The 14,436-nt window shown below is 64.2% G+C and carries 14 protein-coding genes; 5 read left to right on the forward strand and 9 right to left on the reverse strand.

Annotation, left to right across the window (positions count from 1 at the left end):
* Positions 1-118 precede the first annotated feature (118 nt).
* Entirely contained in the window at positions 119-250 is a 132-nt protein-coding gene (locus ABIB91_RS16080) for a hypothetical protein (protein WP_283843401.1), read from the forward strand.
* 27 nt (positions 251-277) lie between these two features.
* Here ABIB91_RS16080 and ABIB91_RS16085 read toward each other — a convergent pair whose 3' ends face one another.
* The 4 genes from ABIB91_RS16085 to ABIB91_RS16100 form a co-directional block, all read right to left on the reverse strand.
* Positions 278-1,210, reverse strand: a complete 933-nt coding sequence (locus ABIB91_RS16085) for a haloalkane dehalogenase (protein ID WP_354162265.1) — start codon at positions 1,208-1,210, stop codon at positions 278-280.
* Positions 1,207-1,797 carry a TetR/AcrR family transcriptional regulator gene (locus ABIB91_RS16090; protein ID WP_354162262.1) on the reverse strand — a complete coding sequence of 197 codons (591 nt, stop codon included), beginning with the start codon at positions 1,795-1,797 and terminating at the stop codon, positions 1,207-1,209. Before ABIB91_RS16090 ends, ABIB91_RS16085 begins: the two co-directional genes overlap by 4 nt.
* A 120-nt stretch (positions 1,798-1,917) precedes the next feature.
* Entirely contained in the window at positions 1,918-2,214 is a 297-nt protein-coding gene (locus ABIB91_RS16095) for a hypothetical protein (protein ID WP_354162259.1), read from the reverse strand.
* A gap of 2 nt (positions 2,215-2,216) precedes the next feature.
* Positions 2,217-3,611: an OmpA family protein gene (locus tag ABIB91_RS16100; protein WP_354162256.1), complete on the reverse strand. Its 1,395-nt coding sequence runs from the start codon at positions 3,609-3,611 to the stop codon at positions 2,217-2,219.
* Between the two features lie 164 nt (positions 3,612-3,775).
* Here ABIB91_RS16100 and ABIB91_RS16105 point away from each other — a divergent pair, with 164 nt between their 5' ends.
* Together ABIB91_RS16105 and ABIB91_RS16110 are read left to right on the forward strand one after the other, a co-directional pair.
* Positions 3,776-4,834 (forward strand): polysaccharide deacetylase family protein, encoded by a 1,059-nt coding sequence (locus ABIB91_RS16105; protein ID WP_354162253.1) that lies wholly within the window; start codon positions 3,776-3,778, stop codon positions 4,832-4,834.
* 221 nt (positions 4,835-5,055) lie between these two features.
* Positions 5,056-5,856: an SDR family oxidoreductase gene (locus ABIB91_RS16110; protein ID WP_007597897.1), complete on the forward strand. Its 801-nt coding sequence runs from the start codon at positions 5,056-5,058 to the stop codon at positions 5,854-5,856.
* A gap of 174 nt (positions 5,857-6,030) precedes the next feature.
* Here ABIB91_RS16110 and boxB read toward each other — a convergent pair whose 3' ends face one another.
* From boxB to ABIB91_RS16130, 4 genes are all read right to left on the reverse strand, one after another.
* Positions 6,031-7,482 (reverse strand): benzoyl-CoA 2,3-epoxidase subunit BoxB, encoded by a 1,452-nt coding sequence (gene boxB / locus ABIB91_RS16115; protein WP_354162249.1) that lies wholly within the window; start codon positions 7,480-7,482, stop codon positions 6,031-6,033.
* 149 nt (positions 7,483-7,631) lie between these two features.
* Positions 7,632-9,320 (reverse strand): 2,3-epoxybenzoyl-CoA dihydrolase, encoded by a 1,689-nt coding sequence (gene boxC / locus ABIB91_RS16120; RefSeq protein ID WP_354162246.1) that lies wholly within the window; start codon positions 9,318-9,320, stop codon positions 7,632-7,634.
* 73 nt (positions 9,321-9,393) lie between these two features.
* Positions 9,394-10,215 carry an alpha/beta fold hydrolase gene (locus tag ABIB91_RS16125; protein WP_354162243.1) on the reverse strand — a complete coding sequence of 274 codons (822 nt, stop codon included), beginning with the start codon at positions 10,213-10,215 and terminating at the stop codon, positions 9,394-9,396.
* Positions 10,216-10,462: 247 nt separating this feature from the next.
* On the reverse strand, positions 10,463-12,004 hold the full coding sequence (locus tag ABIB91_RS16130) for a benzoate-CoA ligase family protein (protein ID WP_354162240.1): 1,542 nt from the start codon (positions 12,002-12,004) through the stop codon (positions 10,463-10,465).
* A 152-nt stretch (positions 12,005-12,156) separates the two neighbouring features.
* On the opposite strand from ABIB91_RS16130, the gene ABIB91_RS16135 reads away from it, so the two are divergent.
* Positions 12,157-13,065 carry a helix-turn-helix transcriptional regulator gene (locus tag ABIB91_RS16135; protein ID WP_007597907.1) on the forward strand — a complete coding sequence of 303 codons (909 nt, stop codon included), beginning with the start codon at positions 12,157-12,159 and terminating at the stop codon, positions 13,063-13,065.
* Between the two features lie 12 nt (positions 13,066-13,077).
* Complete coding sequence (locus tag ABIB91_RS16140) at positions 13,078-13,473, forward strand: group II truncated hemoglobin (RefSeq protein ID WP_219679028.1); 396 nt, start codon at positions 13,078-13,080, stop codon at positions 13,471-13,473.
* Between the two features lie 87 nt (positions 13,474-13,560).
* On the opposite strand, the gene ABIB91_RS16145 is transcribed toward ABIB91_RS16140, so the two are convergent.
* Positions 13,561-14,346 carry an IclR family transcriptional regulator domain-containing protein gene (locus ABIB91_RS16145; RefSeq protein WP_354162236.1) on the reverse strand — a complete coding sequence of 262 codons (786 nt, stop codon included), beginning with the start codon at positions 14,344-14,346 and terminating at the stop codon, positions 13,561-13,563.
* Between the last annotated feature and the right edge of the window lie 90 nt (positions 14,347-14,436).

The following is a 14,436-nucleotide window of genomic DNA, read 5'->3' on the forward strand; positions in this document are numbered from 1 at the left end:
GCCTGACGCGAATCTCCATGGCAATCCTGCGCAGACGCCATGAAGTTTTGATGATTTCGGCCGTACAATGTTCCGTCACGGCTTAAGTCGAAATCAATCTATGGGCGGGATTCCGCTGTTGAAAGAGGGTCGCTCCGCGCGCGGCCGCTGCGGCGCGCACGATTACGTGGCCGACGGCTCGCGCTCGATCATCCGGTTGCACTGCGACATCACAGACGTCATCGCGGCCGCCGGCCAGCGGCCGCGATGAGCATGTCGTTCGGAGGTAGCGTTCTGCTCAGGCCGCAAGCTGCGGGCGCACCGCCTCGATGCCCGCGATCCAGCCGGCGACGGAGCGCCCGATCGCCTCGGGGTGATCCTCCTGGAGGAAATGCAGGCCGGCGCCGAGACGAACCAGCGCGCAGTGCTTCAGGGAGGCTGCAAACCGTTCGGCAAATTCCGGTGCGACCAGAGCTCCGGGCTCGCCGGTGAACAGGAGCTTTGGATAGGACGACGCGGTCAGCGCTGCATGCGCGGACTGGAGCGCCTCATAGACGTCAGCAGGCTCGCCTGCGATCGGCAGTTCGCGCGGAAGCGCAAGAACGGGCCGGCGGCTCTCCGGTGTCAGGAACGGCGTGCGATAGGGCGCCATCTCGTCCTCGCTGAGCTTGCGCACGATGCCGCCCGGCAGCACGCGCTCGACGAAGGCATTCGCCTCGAGGATCATCGCCTCGCCCTCGCCCGGCGTCCTGAATTTGCGGAAGGCCGCCCGCGCCGCCCCGGCGTGCTCCTGCTCTGCGGCAACTTCTGTGTCGTGGAAGTCCTGCCAGGTCGGCATCGGACGGATGAATTCCATGAAGGCAAGGCCGCGCACGAAATCCGGGCGGCGCTCCGCAAGATGAAATGCGAGCGCCGTGCCCCAATCCTGCGCGACGAGATAGGCCGACGTGATACCGCGCTGTTCGATGAAGGCATCGAGATAGCGGACGTGATCGAAGAAGCGGTAGTCGATGTCGGGCTTATCGGACTGACCGAAGCCGATGTTGTCGGGCGCGAGGCAATGCGCGACCGGTGAGACCAAGGGCATGATGTTGCGCCAGATGTACGAGGAAGTCGGATTGCCGTGCAGGAAGAGCGCGACCGGCGCGTTCTGCGCGCCTGTCTCACGATAGGCCATGCTGCTTCCGAGGACGGACGCTTTGCGAATCTTGATCTCGATCTGCTTGGTCATGTCAGCTCCTTGAACACGGTTTGGAATGCGATGGTCTTGAAACGTTCGAGCGCTTTCGGATTGCGGTCGACCTTCATGCGCAGGATCGCGCCCTGCCAGGACGCGAGCAGGAAGTCGGCGAGCTCCTCAGGCTCGAAATCGGAGGCAATCTCGCCGCTGGTTTGGGCATCCCTGATGCAGGCGGCGAACGGCATGCGCCATTCAGCAAAGATGGCCGCAAGGCGCGCGCGCAGCATCTCGCTGCTGCCGGTCGCCTCCAGGCTGAGATCGCCAATCAGGCAGCCGCGGCCGTAGCCGTCCGCTTCGAGCCGGCCAGTGATGATGTCCAGGTAGCGCTTCAGCCGCGCCCGCGGGGTCAGCGAGGTGTCGTCGAGCGCCTCGGCGACCAGCGCCCTTGTGATCTCGAAGTAGCGGTCGAGCACCTCGGAGGCGAATGCTTCCTTTGAGCGGAAATGATTGGTGAAGGACCCCTGCGGCGCGCCCGCAGCAGTGGTGACGTCGCGCACGCTGGTGCCGTGATAGCCGGTCCGAAACATGACCTTCAGGCCGGCGTCGAGAATGGCGTCTTTGAGCGAGGGCTTTGGCATGGCGTTATAATACGTACGTACGTATTGATGTCAAGCGCCACATCCTCGCCCTTGAAATCTGATGGCGGAGCAGGTGATGAGCGCGATAGCGGGCGCGCGTTTGCCTCTCGGCTCAGCCGCTCAGGCCGGCGGCATGCTGCGCGCGACCACCCGATCGCGCAGCCAGGCGCCGATGGCGGCGCCGACGAGGTAGCAGGCGAACATGGTCAGGCCGAGGTCGAGCCAGTAGCCGAAGCGACCGGGGACCACATGCGCGAACGAGGCCGCAACCAGGCCGGCAACAAGCACGGCGAGCCAGCGCGCGGTCACCTTCGAGGTGCCGTTGCCGCGTTGGACCACCGAGATCCAGCCCATGCAGAAGCCGAGTAGCAGCGAGCCGATCAGCCAGCCCAGATGGAACGAGACGAGATAGGGCATCGTCACCTCACCAGAAATTCGATGCGGCGGTTCTGCGCCTTGGCGTCTTCGCTGTCATTGCCGGCGACTGGCTGCGTGCTGCCGTAGCCGACCGCGGTGAACCGGTTGGCAGGCAGGCCGGCCCTGACCAGGTAGTCGATCACCGCCTGCGCACGCTTCTCCGAGAGTGCCTGGTTGAAGGAATCCTCGCCGTCGGCATCGGTATGCCCGGCGACTTCGATATTGGTGGTGGGACATCGCAATGCCGTCTCGATCAGATGATCGAGAATGCCGGCGGAATCCGGATCGATCTCGGCGCGCTTCGCCCCGAAGCGAATCTTGGCTTTGGCCAAGAGCTCCGAGAACAATTGCTGGCACACGGTGCCGTCGACCGGCCCGGCCGCGGGTTTCACCGTGATTTCCGGCTTGTACTGCCAGTTTTTCGGAAAATCCTTGCCGAGGCCTGCGCGGATGTCGTTGGCGGCACCTTCATAGAGCGCGTCGCCCGACAGCTTCACCTCGCGGTCGGACACGACGAGCGTGCCGGTCGACAGTCGCGACAGCGCGCCGAGCGCCGCGACCACGGCGGGGCTGAAGGCGCCGGGCGCGCCGACGCTGGCCTTGAGATTGTCGACGATTTTTTCGTTGAAGAATTTCCGCGACGCGCTGGTGGCGATGGCCGCGTGGACATTGTTGTCGGGAACATAGCCGGTCAGCGTCACCGTCGCGGCCACCGGATCCTTGTAGGCCTGGAAAACGTAAGGCGGCGCCTTGACGTCGTTGGCGGCGATCGAAAAGCCCTCGGGCAGGTTTTTGAGCGCCGCTGCGACTGCTTCGCGGCCGCCGAGATCGCGCGCCATCCCCGACAGAGTGACTTTGGTGTCCGTGATCGTGATCTTGCCATCCTTGAGCTTGCCGATCTGGTCGAGCAGCAGCATCGCAGCCGCCTCGAACCGCGGCGGTGCGCCGCGTGCCAAACCCATCTGATCGGCCACCTCGGTACCGCCGACTTCCTTGCGGGCCGCCTCGGTCAGGCGGCCCTTCATCGACGGCAGGGGCGCGGAGCCTGACAGCGTAACCCGCACCACGTCGCGTTCGGCGTTCCAGACGAAGGGCTTTGCCTCGGGCACGAGGCGGGTCCGGTCGTCGACCAGGCGCACGCCCGGGACGGTCTCGACCGCCACAACAGCGTCGCGGCGACCCTCCTCGGAAAACGCGTCCGCAGCCAGGCTGACGTCGCGGCCGTCCACCGCGATCCGGGTCTTGTCCAGAACGGTGTCCTTCAGAGCCGCCGAGCTGCGGGCGGAAAGGTCCGCCTCGACCGGCAAAGTGTTATTCCAGGCCGCAAATCCCCACATGACGGCCAGGGGGATGAGCCCCGGCCACCATTTGCTGGCCCACCTGAAAACCTTCTGCATTCGACGACCCGAACTCTGGAACCGGAGACAAAACAAACCCTTGGCGGGCTGTCAAACCGGAAATGACGCCCTTCCGAAGGCCGGGCGTGGACAATTGGAATAACTTTTTCTTCAAGGGTTCTTCCGTAAGTTGAAGGCGGAATGCCAAAGTCCGCCAGCGGGTCATGAAACAACTCCGTAACAACGTCATCCGCGCCGGGCTGGAAGCACTCTATTTCAGCGGCGCCCACCACCTGTTGCGGCCGCTTTTGTCGGGCGTCGGCGCCATTTTCATGCTGCATCACGTGCGGCCGGCCCGCGCGGCGGCGTTCCAGCCGAACAGGCATCTCGAAGTCACCCCCGAATTCCTGCGCGCGACCCTGCGTCATCTGCGCTCGCGCGAGATCGACATCGTCAGCATGGACGAGCTGCATGAGCGGCTGGTGCGGCGCCGGTTCGACCGCCGCTTCGCCGCCTTCACGCTCGACGATGGCTATCGCGACAATCTCGATTTTGCGCTGCCGGTTCTGCGCGAATTTGACGCGCCTCTGGCGGTCTATGTCGCCAGCGATTTCGCGGAGGGCACGGGCCGGCTGTGGTGGGAGGCGCTGGAGGCCGTCATCGCCAAGACCGAGCAGATCGAGGTGACGATCGGCAATGCCGCGCTGCGGCTCGATGCGACGGCGCCAGCCGCCAAGCAGGCGGCGTTCGACCGCCTGCACGACTGGTTGCGCGCGCTGCCCGGCGAGCACGATCTCAAGCGCGAGATCGAGGCGCTCTGCACGAAATACGGCGTCGACATGGCCGCGCTGTGCCGCAGCCTCTGCCTGTCCTGGGAGGAGGTGAAGACATTTGCCGCCGATCCCCTGGTCACGATCGGCGCGCATTCCGTCAGCCATTGCAATCTCGCCAAGCAAAGCGAAGCGATCGCCACGCAGGAGATGGCCGTGAGCCGCGCGCGAATCGAGCAGGCGCTGGGCCGCAACGTTCAACATCTGGCCTATCCCTATGGCGATCGCGAGGCGGCGGGCGAGCGTGAATTCGTGCTCGCTGCATCCGCCGGCTTCAAGACCGCGGTGACGACGCGGCCCGGCATGCTGTTCGCCGAAAACGCCGGCCACATGACCGCGCTGCCACGGGTCTCGCTCAACGGCAATTACCAGGACACGCGGATTCTGCCGGTGCTGACCTCGGGCGCCGCGACTGCGATGTGGAACGGCTTCCGCAGGATCGCGGCGGCGTAGTTTCGAATCTCCGCTGTCGTCGCGAATTCAGCCGTCGTCCTGGCGAAAGCCAGGACCCATTGCCACCGCTGTCCATTTTGCGACGCGCTCGGGCCACAGCTCATTCAAACAACCCTATCCTGGGGTAATGGGTCCTGGCTTTCGCCAGGACGACGATGCGGCGCCTTCCTTGACTCCCCTCCCCACCCCGCCCACAACCGGCGCAAACAAAGGGAGGCACCATGTTCAACGATCTGTTCTCGCTCAAAGGCCGCGTCGCACTGGTGACCGGCGGTTCGCGCGGCATCGGCAAGATGATCGCGGCGGGATTTCTCAGCGCAGGGGCCGCGAAGGTCTATATCACCGCGCGCAAGGCCGGGCCTTGCGAAGCCACCGCGAACGAGCTGTCAGGCCGATATGACGGTGAGTGCATCGCGCTGCCGATCGACATCTCGACCGTCGACGGCTGCGACAGGCTCGCTGGCGAAATCATCAAGCTGGAGCCGAAGCTCGACATCCTCGTCAACAATGCAGGGGCTGCCTGGGGCGCGGAGTTCGACGAATTCCCCGAAAGCGGCTGGGACAAGGTGATGGACCTCAACGTCAAGTCGCTGTTCTTCCTGACCAAGGCGCTGGCCAAGCCGCTGCGCGCGGCGGCTTCGCATGAGCGGCCCGCCAAGGTCATCAACATCGCCTCGGTTGACGGCATCTTCGTCAATCCCGGCGAGACCTACTCCTATGCCGCGAGCAAGGCCGCGGTGATCCATTTGACGCGGCGCATGGCGACGAAACTGATCAAGGACAACATCAATGTCACCGCGATCGCGCCCGGCGCGTTCAAGTCCGACATGAACCGGGCTGCGCGCGACCATTCGGAGGATGTCGCCAAGCGCATTCCGGCGCGGCGGATCGGAACCGACGAGGACATGGCCGGCGTGGCGATCTATCTCGCCTCGCGCGCGGGTGACTACGTGGTCGGCAACACCATCGCGGTGGATGGCGGCGTGGTGTACGCGAACGCGGGGCTGGAGATCGCGGGGTAGGGGCTCGAGCCCGCCGCGCGGACAGTGCGCTCCCTCGCCCCGTTCTTACGGGGAGAGGGTTGGGGTGAAGGGCTCTCTCCGCGCGTGAGATTGTCGCCGCACCTGTACCCCCTCACCCGGATCGCAAGAGCGATCCGACCTTTCCCCGCAAGCGGGGAGAGGTGAAGAAGACACTTACGACTCGATCCTCACATACTCGAAATCGCCGGGCTTGTTGTCGATGCCGACTTTTGGCGGCGAGATCCAGGAGGCGAACTGGCCGGTCTCGGTGACGGGCTGCATCAGTGAGGCGATGAAGTCGCCGTCGGCGGTCGAGGGCAGCCATTCATCCTTGCGCTTCGTCCAGGTGGCGTCGTCGATCAACAGACCATCCGGCGTCGCGTGGATGCCCTTGAACTCGCCGATATGGCGATGGAAGGCGACGTTGGGCAGCTTGAGCTGAAACTGGTAGCCCGCGGTCGAGATCACCTTGTTCCAGCGCAGCATGCCCTTGACGCAATCCTGGCTGTAGTCGTCGCGCAGGCGCATGTTGAGCGCGGTGAGCGCCGGCTCGTCCACCAGCTTGATCTCGCCGTCGATGAACTTCAGCACCGGATAGGTGGCGTTCTTGAGCTGATGATCGTCGTCGATCTGGGTCTCGTGATAGCGGCCCTTGATGCCGGTGTTGAAGGCGTTCGCCGCGTTGGTGGAGACTTCCGAGCCAAACAGATCGAGCGACAGCGTATAGTGCAGGTTCAGCTTCTTCTGGATGGTCGGCAGGTCGATCACGCCGAGCGCGCGGACCTTCGCGATGTCGGTGGGATCGGTGATGCCGGCTTCGCGCATCGCATCGCAGGTGCGCTGCACGACGCGGGTGATGCCGGTCTCGCCGACGAACATGTGGTGCGCTTCTTCCGTCAGCATGAAGCGGCAGGTGCGTGACAAGGGATCGAAGCCGGACTGCGCCAGCGAATGCAGCTGCATCTTGCCGTCGCGGTCGGTGAAATAGGTGAACATGAAGAAGGACAGCCAGTCCGGGGTCGCCTCGTTGAAGGCGCCCAGCATGCGCGGCGAGTCAGCGTCACCCGAGCGGCGGCGCAACAAATCGTCAGCCTCTTCACGTCCGTCGCGCCCGAAGTACTTCTGCAGCAGGTACACCATCGCCCAGAGGTGACGGCCTTCCTCGACATTGACCTGGAACAGATTGCGCATGTCGTACAGCGAGGGCGCGGTCTTGCCGAGGTGGCGCTGCTGCTCGACGGAGGCCGGCTCGGTGTCGCCCTGGATCACGATCAGACGGCGCAGCATGGCGCGATATTCACCCGGGACTTCCTGCCAGGCCGGCTCGCCAAAATGCTCGCCGAACGGCACGACCCGGTTCTCTTCCTGGGGAGCAAGGAGAATGCCCCAGCGATACTCGGGCATCCGCACGTAATCGAACTTGGCCCAGCCGCGCGGATCGACCGAATAGGCGGTGCGCAAGTACACCAGCGATTCCTGGAAGCCTTCCGGCCCCATGTCTTTCCACCAGTCCATGTAGCCGGGATGCCAGCCCTCCAGCGCTTTGAGCACTTGGCGGTCTTCGGCGAGATTGACGTTGTTCGGAATCTTGGTCGAGTAGTCGACGTTCATGATGTTCATGTTCATGGCCGTGCTCCTTGGTCTGTCTTCTGTCCCGGACGCTGCGCAGCGCGAAGCGGTGCGCTGCAGAGCCGGGACCCATTGTTCGGTCCACATGGGTCCCGGTTCTGCGCAGCGTCACTTCGTGCCGCAGCGCGCCCGGGACACGAGAATCGTTACACCCGCGTCATATCGAATTTCGGCTTCTGGCCGCTGCCGTAGCGGCGCAGCGCGCCTTCCTCGCCGACCGCGTTCGGGCGCTGGAAGATCCAGTTCTGCCACGCGGTGAGGCGCGAGAAGATTTTCGATTCCATCGTCTCGGGGCCGACGAAGCGAAGGCTCGCTTCCATGCCGGTGAGGCTGTCGGGCGAGAAGCTGGCGCGTTCCTCCAGGAACACGCGAACTTCATCATCCCAGTCGATGTCGTCGAGCGCGAAGGTGACGAGGCCGAGCTCTTCGGCCTGCTCGGCGTCCAGCGCCGTGCCCATCGTGGCTTCCGCGCGTTCCACATCGGCCGGATCGGCCTGGAAGCGCGACTGAAGCCGCGTCAGGCCATGGCTCATCGGATACGGGCCAAAATTCATCGCTGACAGTTCGATCGACGGCGGCGGGCGGTTGTCGCCCTGGCGCGTGCCGATCAGCATGTAGGAGCGGTCGGCGGCGAAGACGAGCTCGGCGAGCGTGCCGGCAAAGCAGGAGCCGGGCTCGACCAGCGTCACCAGCGTCCGCGAGGTGACGTCGATGCGCTTCAAGACACGCTTCCAGTAGTGCCTGATTTCGTTGACCAGCCAGTGCGCCTTGTTGGCTTCGAGGAAGGCGTCGCAGGCGAGCACATGGGCGCGGTCGCCATGGCTTTTGAACACCAGCATGGCGATCTCGAGCTCGTTGATGCGCAGATGCAGGATGGCGTCGTCGAGTTCGCGCGCGACCTGAAGCGGCCAGAACGCGACACCCTGCGCCATCATGCCGTCGATGTCGGCGGGCGGCGCGGCTTCAGGCGCCTTGATCGAGATCGTGGCAATCCGCGTCGCGCGGTCGATATCGACCGTGACAAAGCCGTAGCGGATGCTGGTCTCGTCGATGATGCGCTTAAGCGGCGTCAGCGCGATGCCCTTGCCGCTGCCCTTGCGCTTCGAGCTGTCGGCGAATTCCCTCGCGCGCTCGGCAACCTTGCCTTCGAGCTTGCTGTTCGGCGCGATCTCGTCGACCAGGCGCCATTGCACGGCGCGCTTGCCCTTCACGCCTTCTTCGATGGTGCAGAAGAAATCAGCGTGATCGCGGCGCACCTTGCGCTTGTCGACCACACGGGTGAGGCCGCCGGTGCCCGGCAGCACCGCGAGCAGCGGCACTTCGGGCAGGGCAACGGCCGATGCGCCATCGTCGGCGAGCATGATGTAGTCGGTGGCGAGCGCGAGCTCATAGCCGCCGCCGGCGGCCGAGCCGTTCACGACGGTGATGAAGCGCTGGCCGGAATTCTCTGACGAGTCTTCCATGCCGTTGCGGGTCTCGTTGGTGAACTTGCAGAAATTGACCTTGTGGGCATGCGTCGAGCCCGCGAGCATGCGGATGTTGGCGCCGGCGCAGAACACCCTGTTCTTGGCCGAGCGCATCACCACGACCTTCACCTCGGGGTGCTCGAAGCGCAGGCGCTGAACCGCGTCGGCAAGCTCGATGTCGACGCCGAGATCGTAGGAATTGAGCTTGAGCAGATAGCCCTCGAACAGGCCTCCATTCTCGTCGACGTCCATGGTCAGAGTGGCGACGTCACCGTCGACCGCGAGCTTCCAGTGCCGGTAGCGGGACGGCTCGGTCTGGAAATCGATGAATGTCGCGCCGCCTGAGAGGCGTCGATCTTCCCCGGCCATGGGCCACCCTTGAGTTCGTTTTGATTTTACCGTTAGATGCACAATAATGCATATTATTGCGCGCGTCTAGTCCTTAACGGCTCTCACATGCATTTTGTTGCATGTCTTCTCGCAGGGCCGCTGCAGCAAATTGCTCAATCGCGTCAAGGGTCGCTCCCGGCGCCTCGCGATGCGGAGAATGCGCCGCGTCTGACATGACTTTCAAATCGACCGGGCAATAGCATTCTTGCTGCGCGATCTCGGCCTGACGCAGCGTCCCGTATTGGTCGTCCACGCCTTGAAGGATCAGGACAGGAACGCGGATATAGGCGAGATATTCCGAGATATCCCAGTCGCGGAATTTCGGATCGAGCCAGGCGGCGTTCCAGCCATAGAAGGCGTTGTCGACCTCCTTGTGCCAGCGCGCGAGCTTTGACTTGAGATCGGTGGTCTCAAAGGCGGTCTTGATCGCGGCGATGGATTTCACCGAGATGTCCTCGACGATAAAATGCGGCGCGATCAGCACCAGGCCGCTCAGGCGATGATCCTGATGCGCGCCGGCGTAGATGGTCGCGATCGAGGCGCCGTCGGAATGGCCGAGCAGCAGGCCGCGCTTGAAGGCAATCGCATCGAGGATCTTCGGCAGCACGTCCAGCGCCTCGCGCTGCATGTAGTCAAGCGGCAGCGGCAACGTCACCGGGCTCGATTGGCCATAGCCTGCACGCGAATAGACGAAGATGCCGGCGGAGGTGGCCTGCTGGAGCTTTTCCGGGAAGTCACCCCATAGGCCGACGGAGCCGAGGCCTTCGTGCAGCATGACGATGGAGGGTGAATCGGCGGATTGCGGCGCCAGCCATTTGTATTCGAGGCTGGCGCCATCGATGCTGAGAAAGCCGGTGGAGGCGAGATTGGTCATGTTCTGTCGCTCTTCTTCGCGCGCGGACTTGGAACGAGACGCGGCCGCTGGTTCAGTCGTTCCCTCCCCCTTGTGGGGGGAGGGCTAGGGAGAGGGGTGCCACACGGGGATTCCCGGCGTGACGAAGAACATCTGGCGCGTGACGACGAACACCGCTTCCTGGGCCACCCCTCTCCCCGCCCTCCCCCACAAGGGGGAGGGAGCGCAGCGAGATTCGGCGCGACAGAAACGCAAGACATCCACGCACTCAATTCGCCCCGTCCCGCAGCTTGAACCGCTGGATCTTGCCCGTCGCCGTCTTCGGCAACGAGTCCACCACATCGATCCAGCGCGGATATTTCCACGGGCCGATCTTCTGCTTGACGTGGTCCTTGAGCATCTCCTGCAGGCCCGTCGTCGTCGCGCCGGGGCGCAGCACGACGAAGGCCTTCGGCTTCAGCAGACCTTCCGGATCGGCTTCCGGCACGACGGCAGCTTCCAGCACGGCGGGATGCGTGATCAGCGCGCTCTCGACCTCGAACGGCGAGACCCAGATGCCGGAGACCTTGAACATGTCGTCGGCGCGGCCGCAGAAGGTGTAGCGGCCCTCGGCATCCCTGACATATTTGTCGCCGGTGCGGGTCCACGGTCCCTCGAACGTGCGGCGGCTCTTGTGGCGCTGGTTCCAGTAGCCCTCGCCGGCGGAGGGCGCATCGACCAGGAGCTCGCCGACTTCGCCGTCGGCGACATCCTGTCCGGCCTCATTGACCAGCCGCACGGCGTAGCCCGGCACTGGCTTGCCGGAGCAGCCGTATTTGATGTCGCCGGGCGCATTCGACAGGAAGATGTGCAACAGCTCGGTCGAGCCGACGCCGTCGAGAATGTCGACGCTGAAGCGCGCCTTCCAGCTGTTGCCGACGGATTCCGGCAGCGCCTCGCCGGCGGAGGTGCAGATGCGCAAATTCTTGCCGCCACGCTCGCTCTTCATGCTCTCGTCGTTTAGCATCGCCGCGAACAAGGTCGGCACGCCGTAGAAGATCGAGGGGTTGTAGCGGTTCATCAGGTCGAACATGCGGGCGGGCGTCGGGCGCTCGCTGTTGAGCACGACGGTGGCGCCGACCGACATCGGAAAGGTCAACGCATTGCCGAGACCATAGGCGAAGAACAGCTTTGCCGCGGAAAGGCAGACGTCGCTCTCGCGAATGCCGAGCACCTGCTTGGCGTAGGTGTCCGCAGTGGCCTGGAGATTCGAATGGATATGCCGCACCCCCTTGGGCATGCCCGTCGACCCTGACGAATAGAGCCAGAACGCCGGCTCATCCGGATGTGTCGCAGCGGTCGTGAACCGGTCGCTCTCGTCCGCAATCTCCTCGGCGAGCTGCTTGTGACCGTTCTGCTTGGCGCCGGAGACCACGACATGCTCGAGATCCGGCATGCGGCCGACGACGTCCTTGATCACGGGATAGAGCGCTTCCGAGACGAACAGCACGCGCGCACGGCAATCGGCGAGGATGTAGGCGTATTGATCCGATGTCAGCAGCGTGTTGAGCGGCACCGGCACGATGCCGGCGCGGATCGCGCCCAGGAACACAATCGGGAAGTCGACAGTATCCAGCATGATCATGGCCACGCGCTCTTCGCGGCGAACACCGAGCCGGCGCAGCATGTTGGCGGCGCACCGCGTTTCGCGCTGGAGCTCGCCATAGGTGAGCCGTGAGACGGTGTCGTCGAAGGCGAGCTTGTTGCCGCGTCCCTCCTCGACGTTTCGGTCGAGCAGCCAGGTCACCGCGTTATAGGATCCCTCGCTCACGGACTTCTCCCCTGAATTTAGAATTATAATTCATAGAAAGACACCGCATTGGCTTGCTGTCAATGCCAGCAGGCACTATGTTTCATTAATACGCGCCGCAGGACCTCCTTAAAAGAAGACATCCGCTCAAGCAGGCCCATGATCCGTAGTCCATGACCGACAGTCCCGACGCCGAATCCCGATTTCTCGAACAGCTCGGCCAGCGCGTGCGCACCACGCGCGCGCTGCGCGGCATGTCGCGCAAGGTGCTCGCCAAGGTATCAGGAATATCGGAGCGCTACATCGCGCAGCTCGAAAGCGGCAAGGGCAATGTCTCCATCGTGCTGCTGCGCCGCGTCTCCGACGCGATGGGCGCGCATCTCGAGGACCTGCTTCCCTCGGTCGATCCGACCCCGGACTGGCAGATGTTTCGCGATCTCCTGCGCAAGGCGACGCCAAGTCAGATCGCGCAAGCCAAGGATTTGCTCGCGGGCGGCAGCGCCTCCGCGCCGCGGCGCGCGCCGTTCTGCGGCATCGCGCTGATCGGCCTGCGCGGCGCCGGCAAATCCACGCTCGGCCGGATGCTGGCGAAGAAGGTCGGCTGGAGTTTTGTCGAGCTCAACAAGGAGGTCGAGCAGCAGAACGGGCTCTCGGTCGCCGAGATCATCGCGCTCTACGGCCAGGAAGGCTTTCGCCGCATGGAGCAGGCGGCACTGCAGCAGCTGCTCGCGCGCAACGAGCTGATGGTGCTGGCGACCGGCGGCGGCATCGTCTCGGAGCCCCTGACGTTCGACCAGATCCTGTCGTCGTTCTACACGATCTGGTTGAAGGCCGAGCCCGAGGAGCACATGGCCCGCGTCCGCCGCCAGGGCGATCTGCGTCCGATGGCCGACGACCGCTCCGCCATGGCGGAGCTGCGCAACATCCTCTTGAGCCGCGAGCCGCTATATGCGCGCGCGACGGCGGTGGTGGACACGGCAGGACTGTCCGTCGATGCCGCCGCGGCGCGCCTGGTTGATGCGGTGCGGCCGGTGCTGCAGAACGAAGCACGCAGCTTCGGGCTGCGCAGCGTGGCGCTGTAGGTCCGAACTCCCATGACCGACAGCGACGTCGCAATCTCCATGTTCGAGCGGATCGGCGGCAGCGCCACGATCGACCTGTTGGTCGATCGCTTCTACGAGCGGATGGATACGCTGCCGGAGGCGAAGATCATTCGCGCAATGCATGCGGACGACCTCGGCCTCATCAGGGATGTGCTGAAGCGCTATCTCACCGAATGGACCGGTGGCCCGAAACTGTATTCGGTCGAGAAGGGCCACCCGCGGCTGCGCCAGCGCCACATCGGCTTTGGCATCGGCGATACCGAGCGCGACGCGTGGATGCTCTGCATGCGCGGCGCGCTGGAAGAGACGGTGACGGATAGCGCTGCGCGACAGGATCTCGATCGTGCGATATCGGGCCTCGCCGACTGGATGCGCAACCGGTCGTGATTTTTGCACTGGCGCGCAGCCCGGATGAGCGAAGCGACATCCGGGTCTTCACGATGACTTTCCCGGGTATCGCTTCGCTCACCCGGGCTACAAGAGTTGCGACCGCACCGCCTCCGCGCCCTCGCGCAACAGCGGCAAAAATCGCTCGATCAACTCCTTGGCCGGCACCCGGTCAACATGAGCGCCCATGTTGATGGCGGCGACGATGACATCGTCATAACGACGCACTGGGACTGAGATCGAGCGGAAATGCGGCTCGGCCTCGCGGTCCACCAGCGAATAGTTTTGCGTGCGGTCGGCGGCGATGCGTGCGAGCAGCGCCTTTGCGTCGGTCACCGTCTGCGGCGTCAGCGCCTCGCGCTTCATCGCTTTCAGGCGCGCAGCAAGCTCGGCATCGCCGAGTTGGCCGAGCATGGCGCGCCCGACCGAGGTGCAGAACGCCGGAAGCCGATAGCCGATCTCCAATCCGCCTGAGAACATCCGCGTCGGACTGCTGCGTGCGACGAACACGACATCGTCACCGTCGAGCACCGCGAGCGAGGAGATTTCGTTTGCCGCGGTCGCGACGCGATCGAGGACCGGTTGCAGGACCGTGACGAGCTGATTGGATCGCAGATACGACGCCGCCAGCGTCAGCACATGCGGCGTCAGCGAGAACAGTTTTCCGTCGCCACTGACGAAGCCGCCGCGCTGGAGCGTGAAAAGCATGCGCCGTGCGGTGGCGCGTGGAAGCTCGGCGGCACGGGCAAGATCGCTCAGCGTCATCGGGCCAGCCGTGATGCCGAAGCATTGCAACAGGCGCAGCCCGCGATCGAGGCTCTCGACGAAATCCGTCGCGCGCTCGTCGCTCTCGCTTCGCTTCAGCTTGGGCATGGGTGTCGGGATCCTGCAAAATAGTGCTTGCTGCCGGATCAAGGCATGTCATAATTCGCCCATTCGTTCAATAGGCGAACAAACGCCACT

The organism is Bradyrhizobium sp. JR4.3, assembly GCF_040547695.1.
GTDB classification, from domain to species: Bacteria; Pseudomonadota; Alphaproteobacteria; order Rhizobiales; family Xanthobacteraceae; genus Bradyrhizobium; species Bradyrhizobium canariense.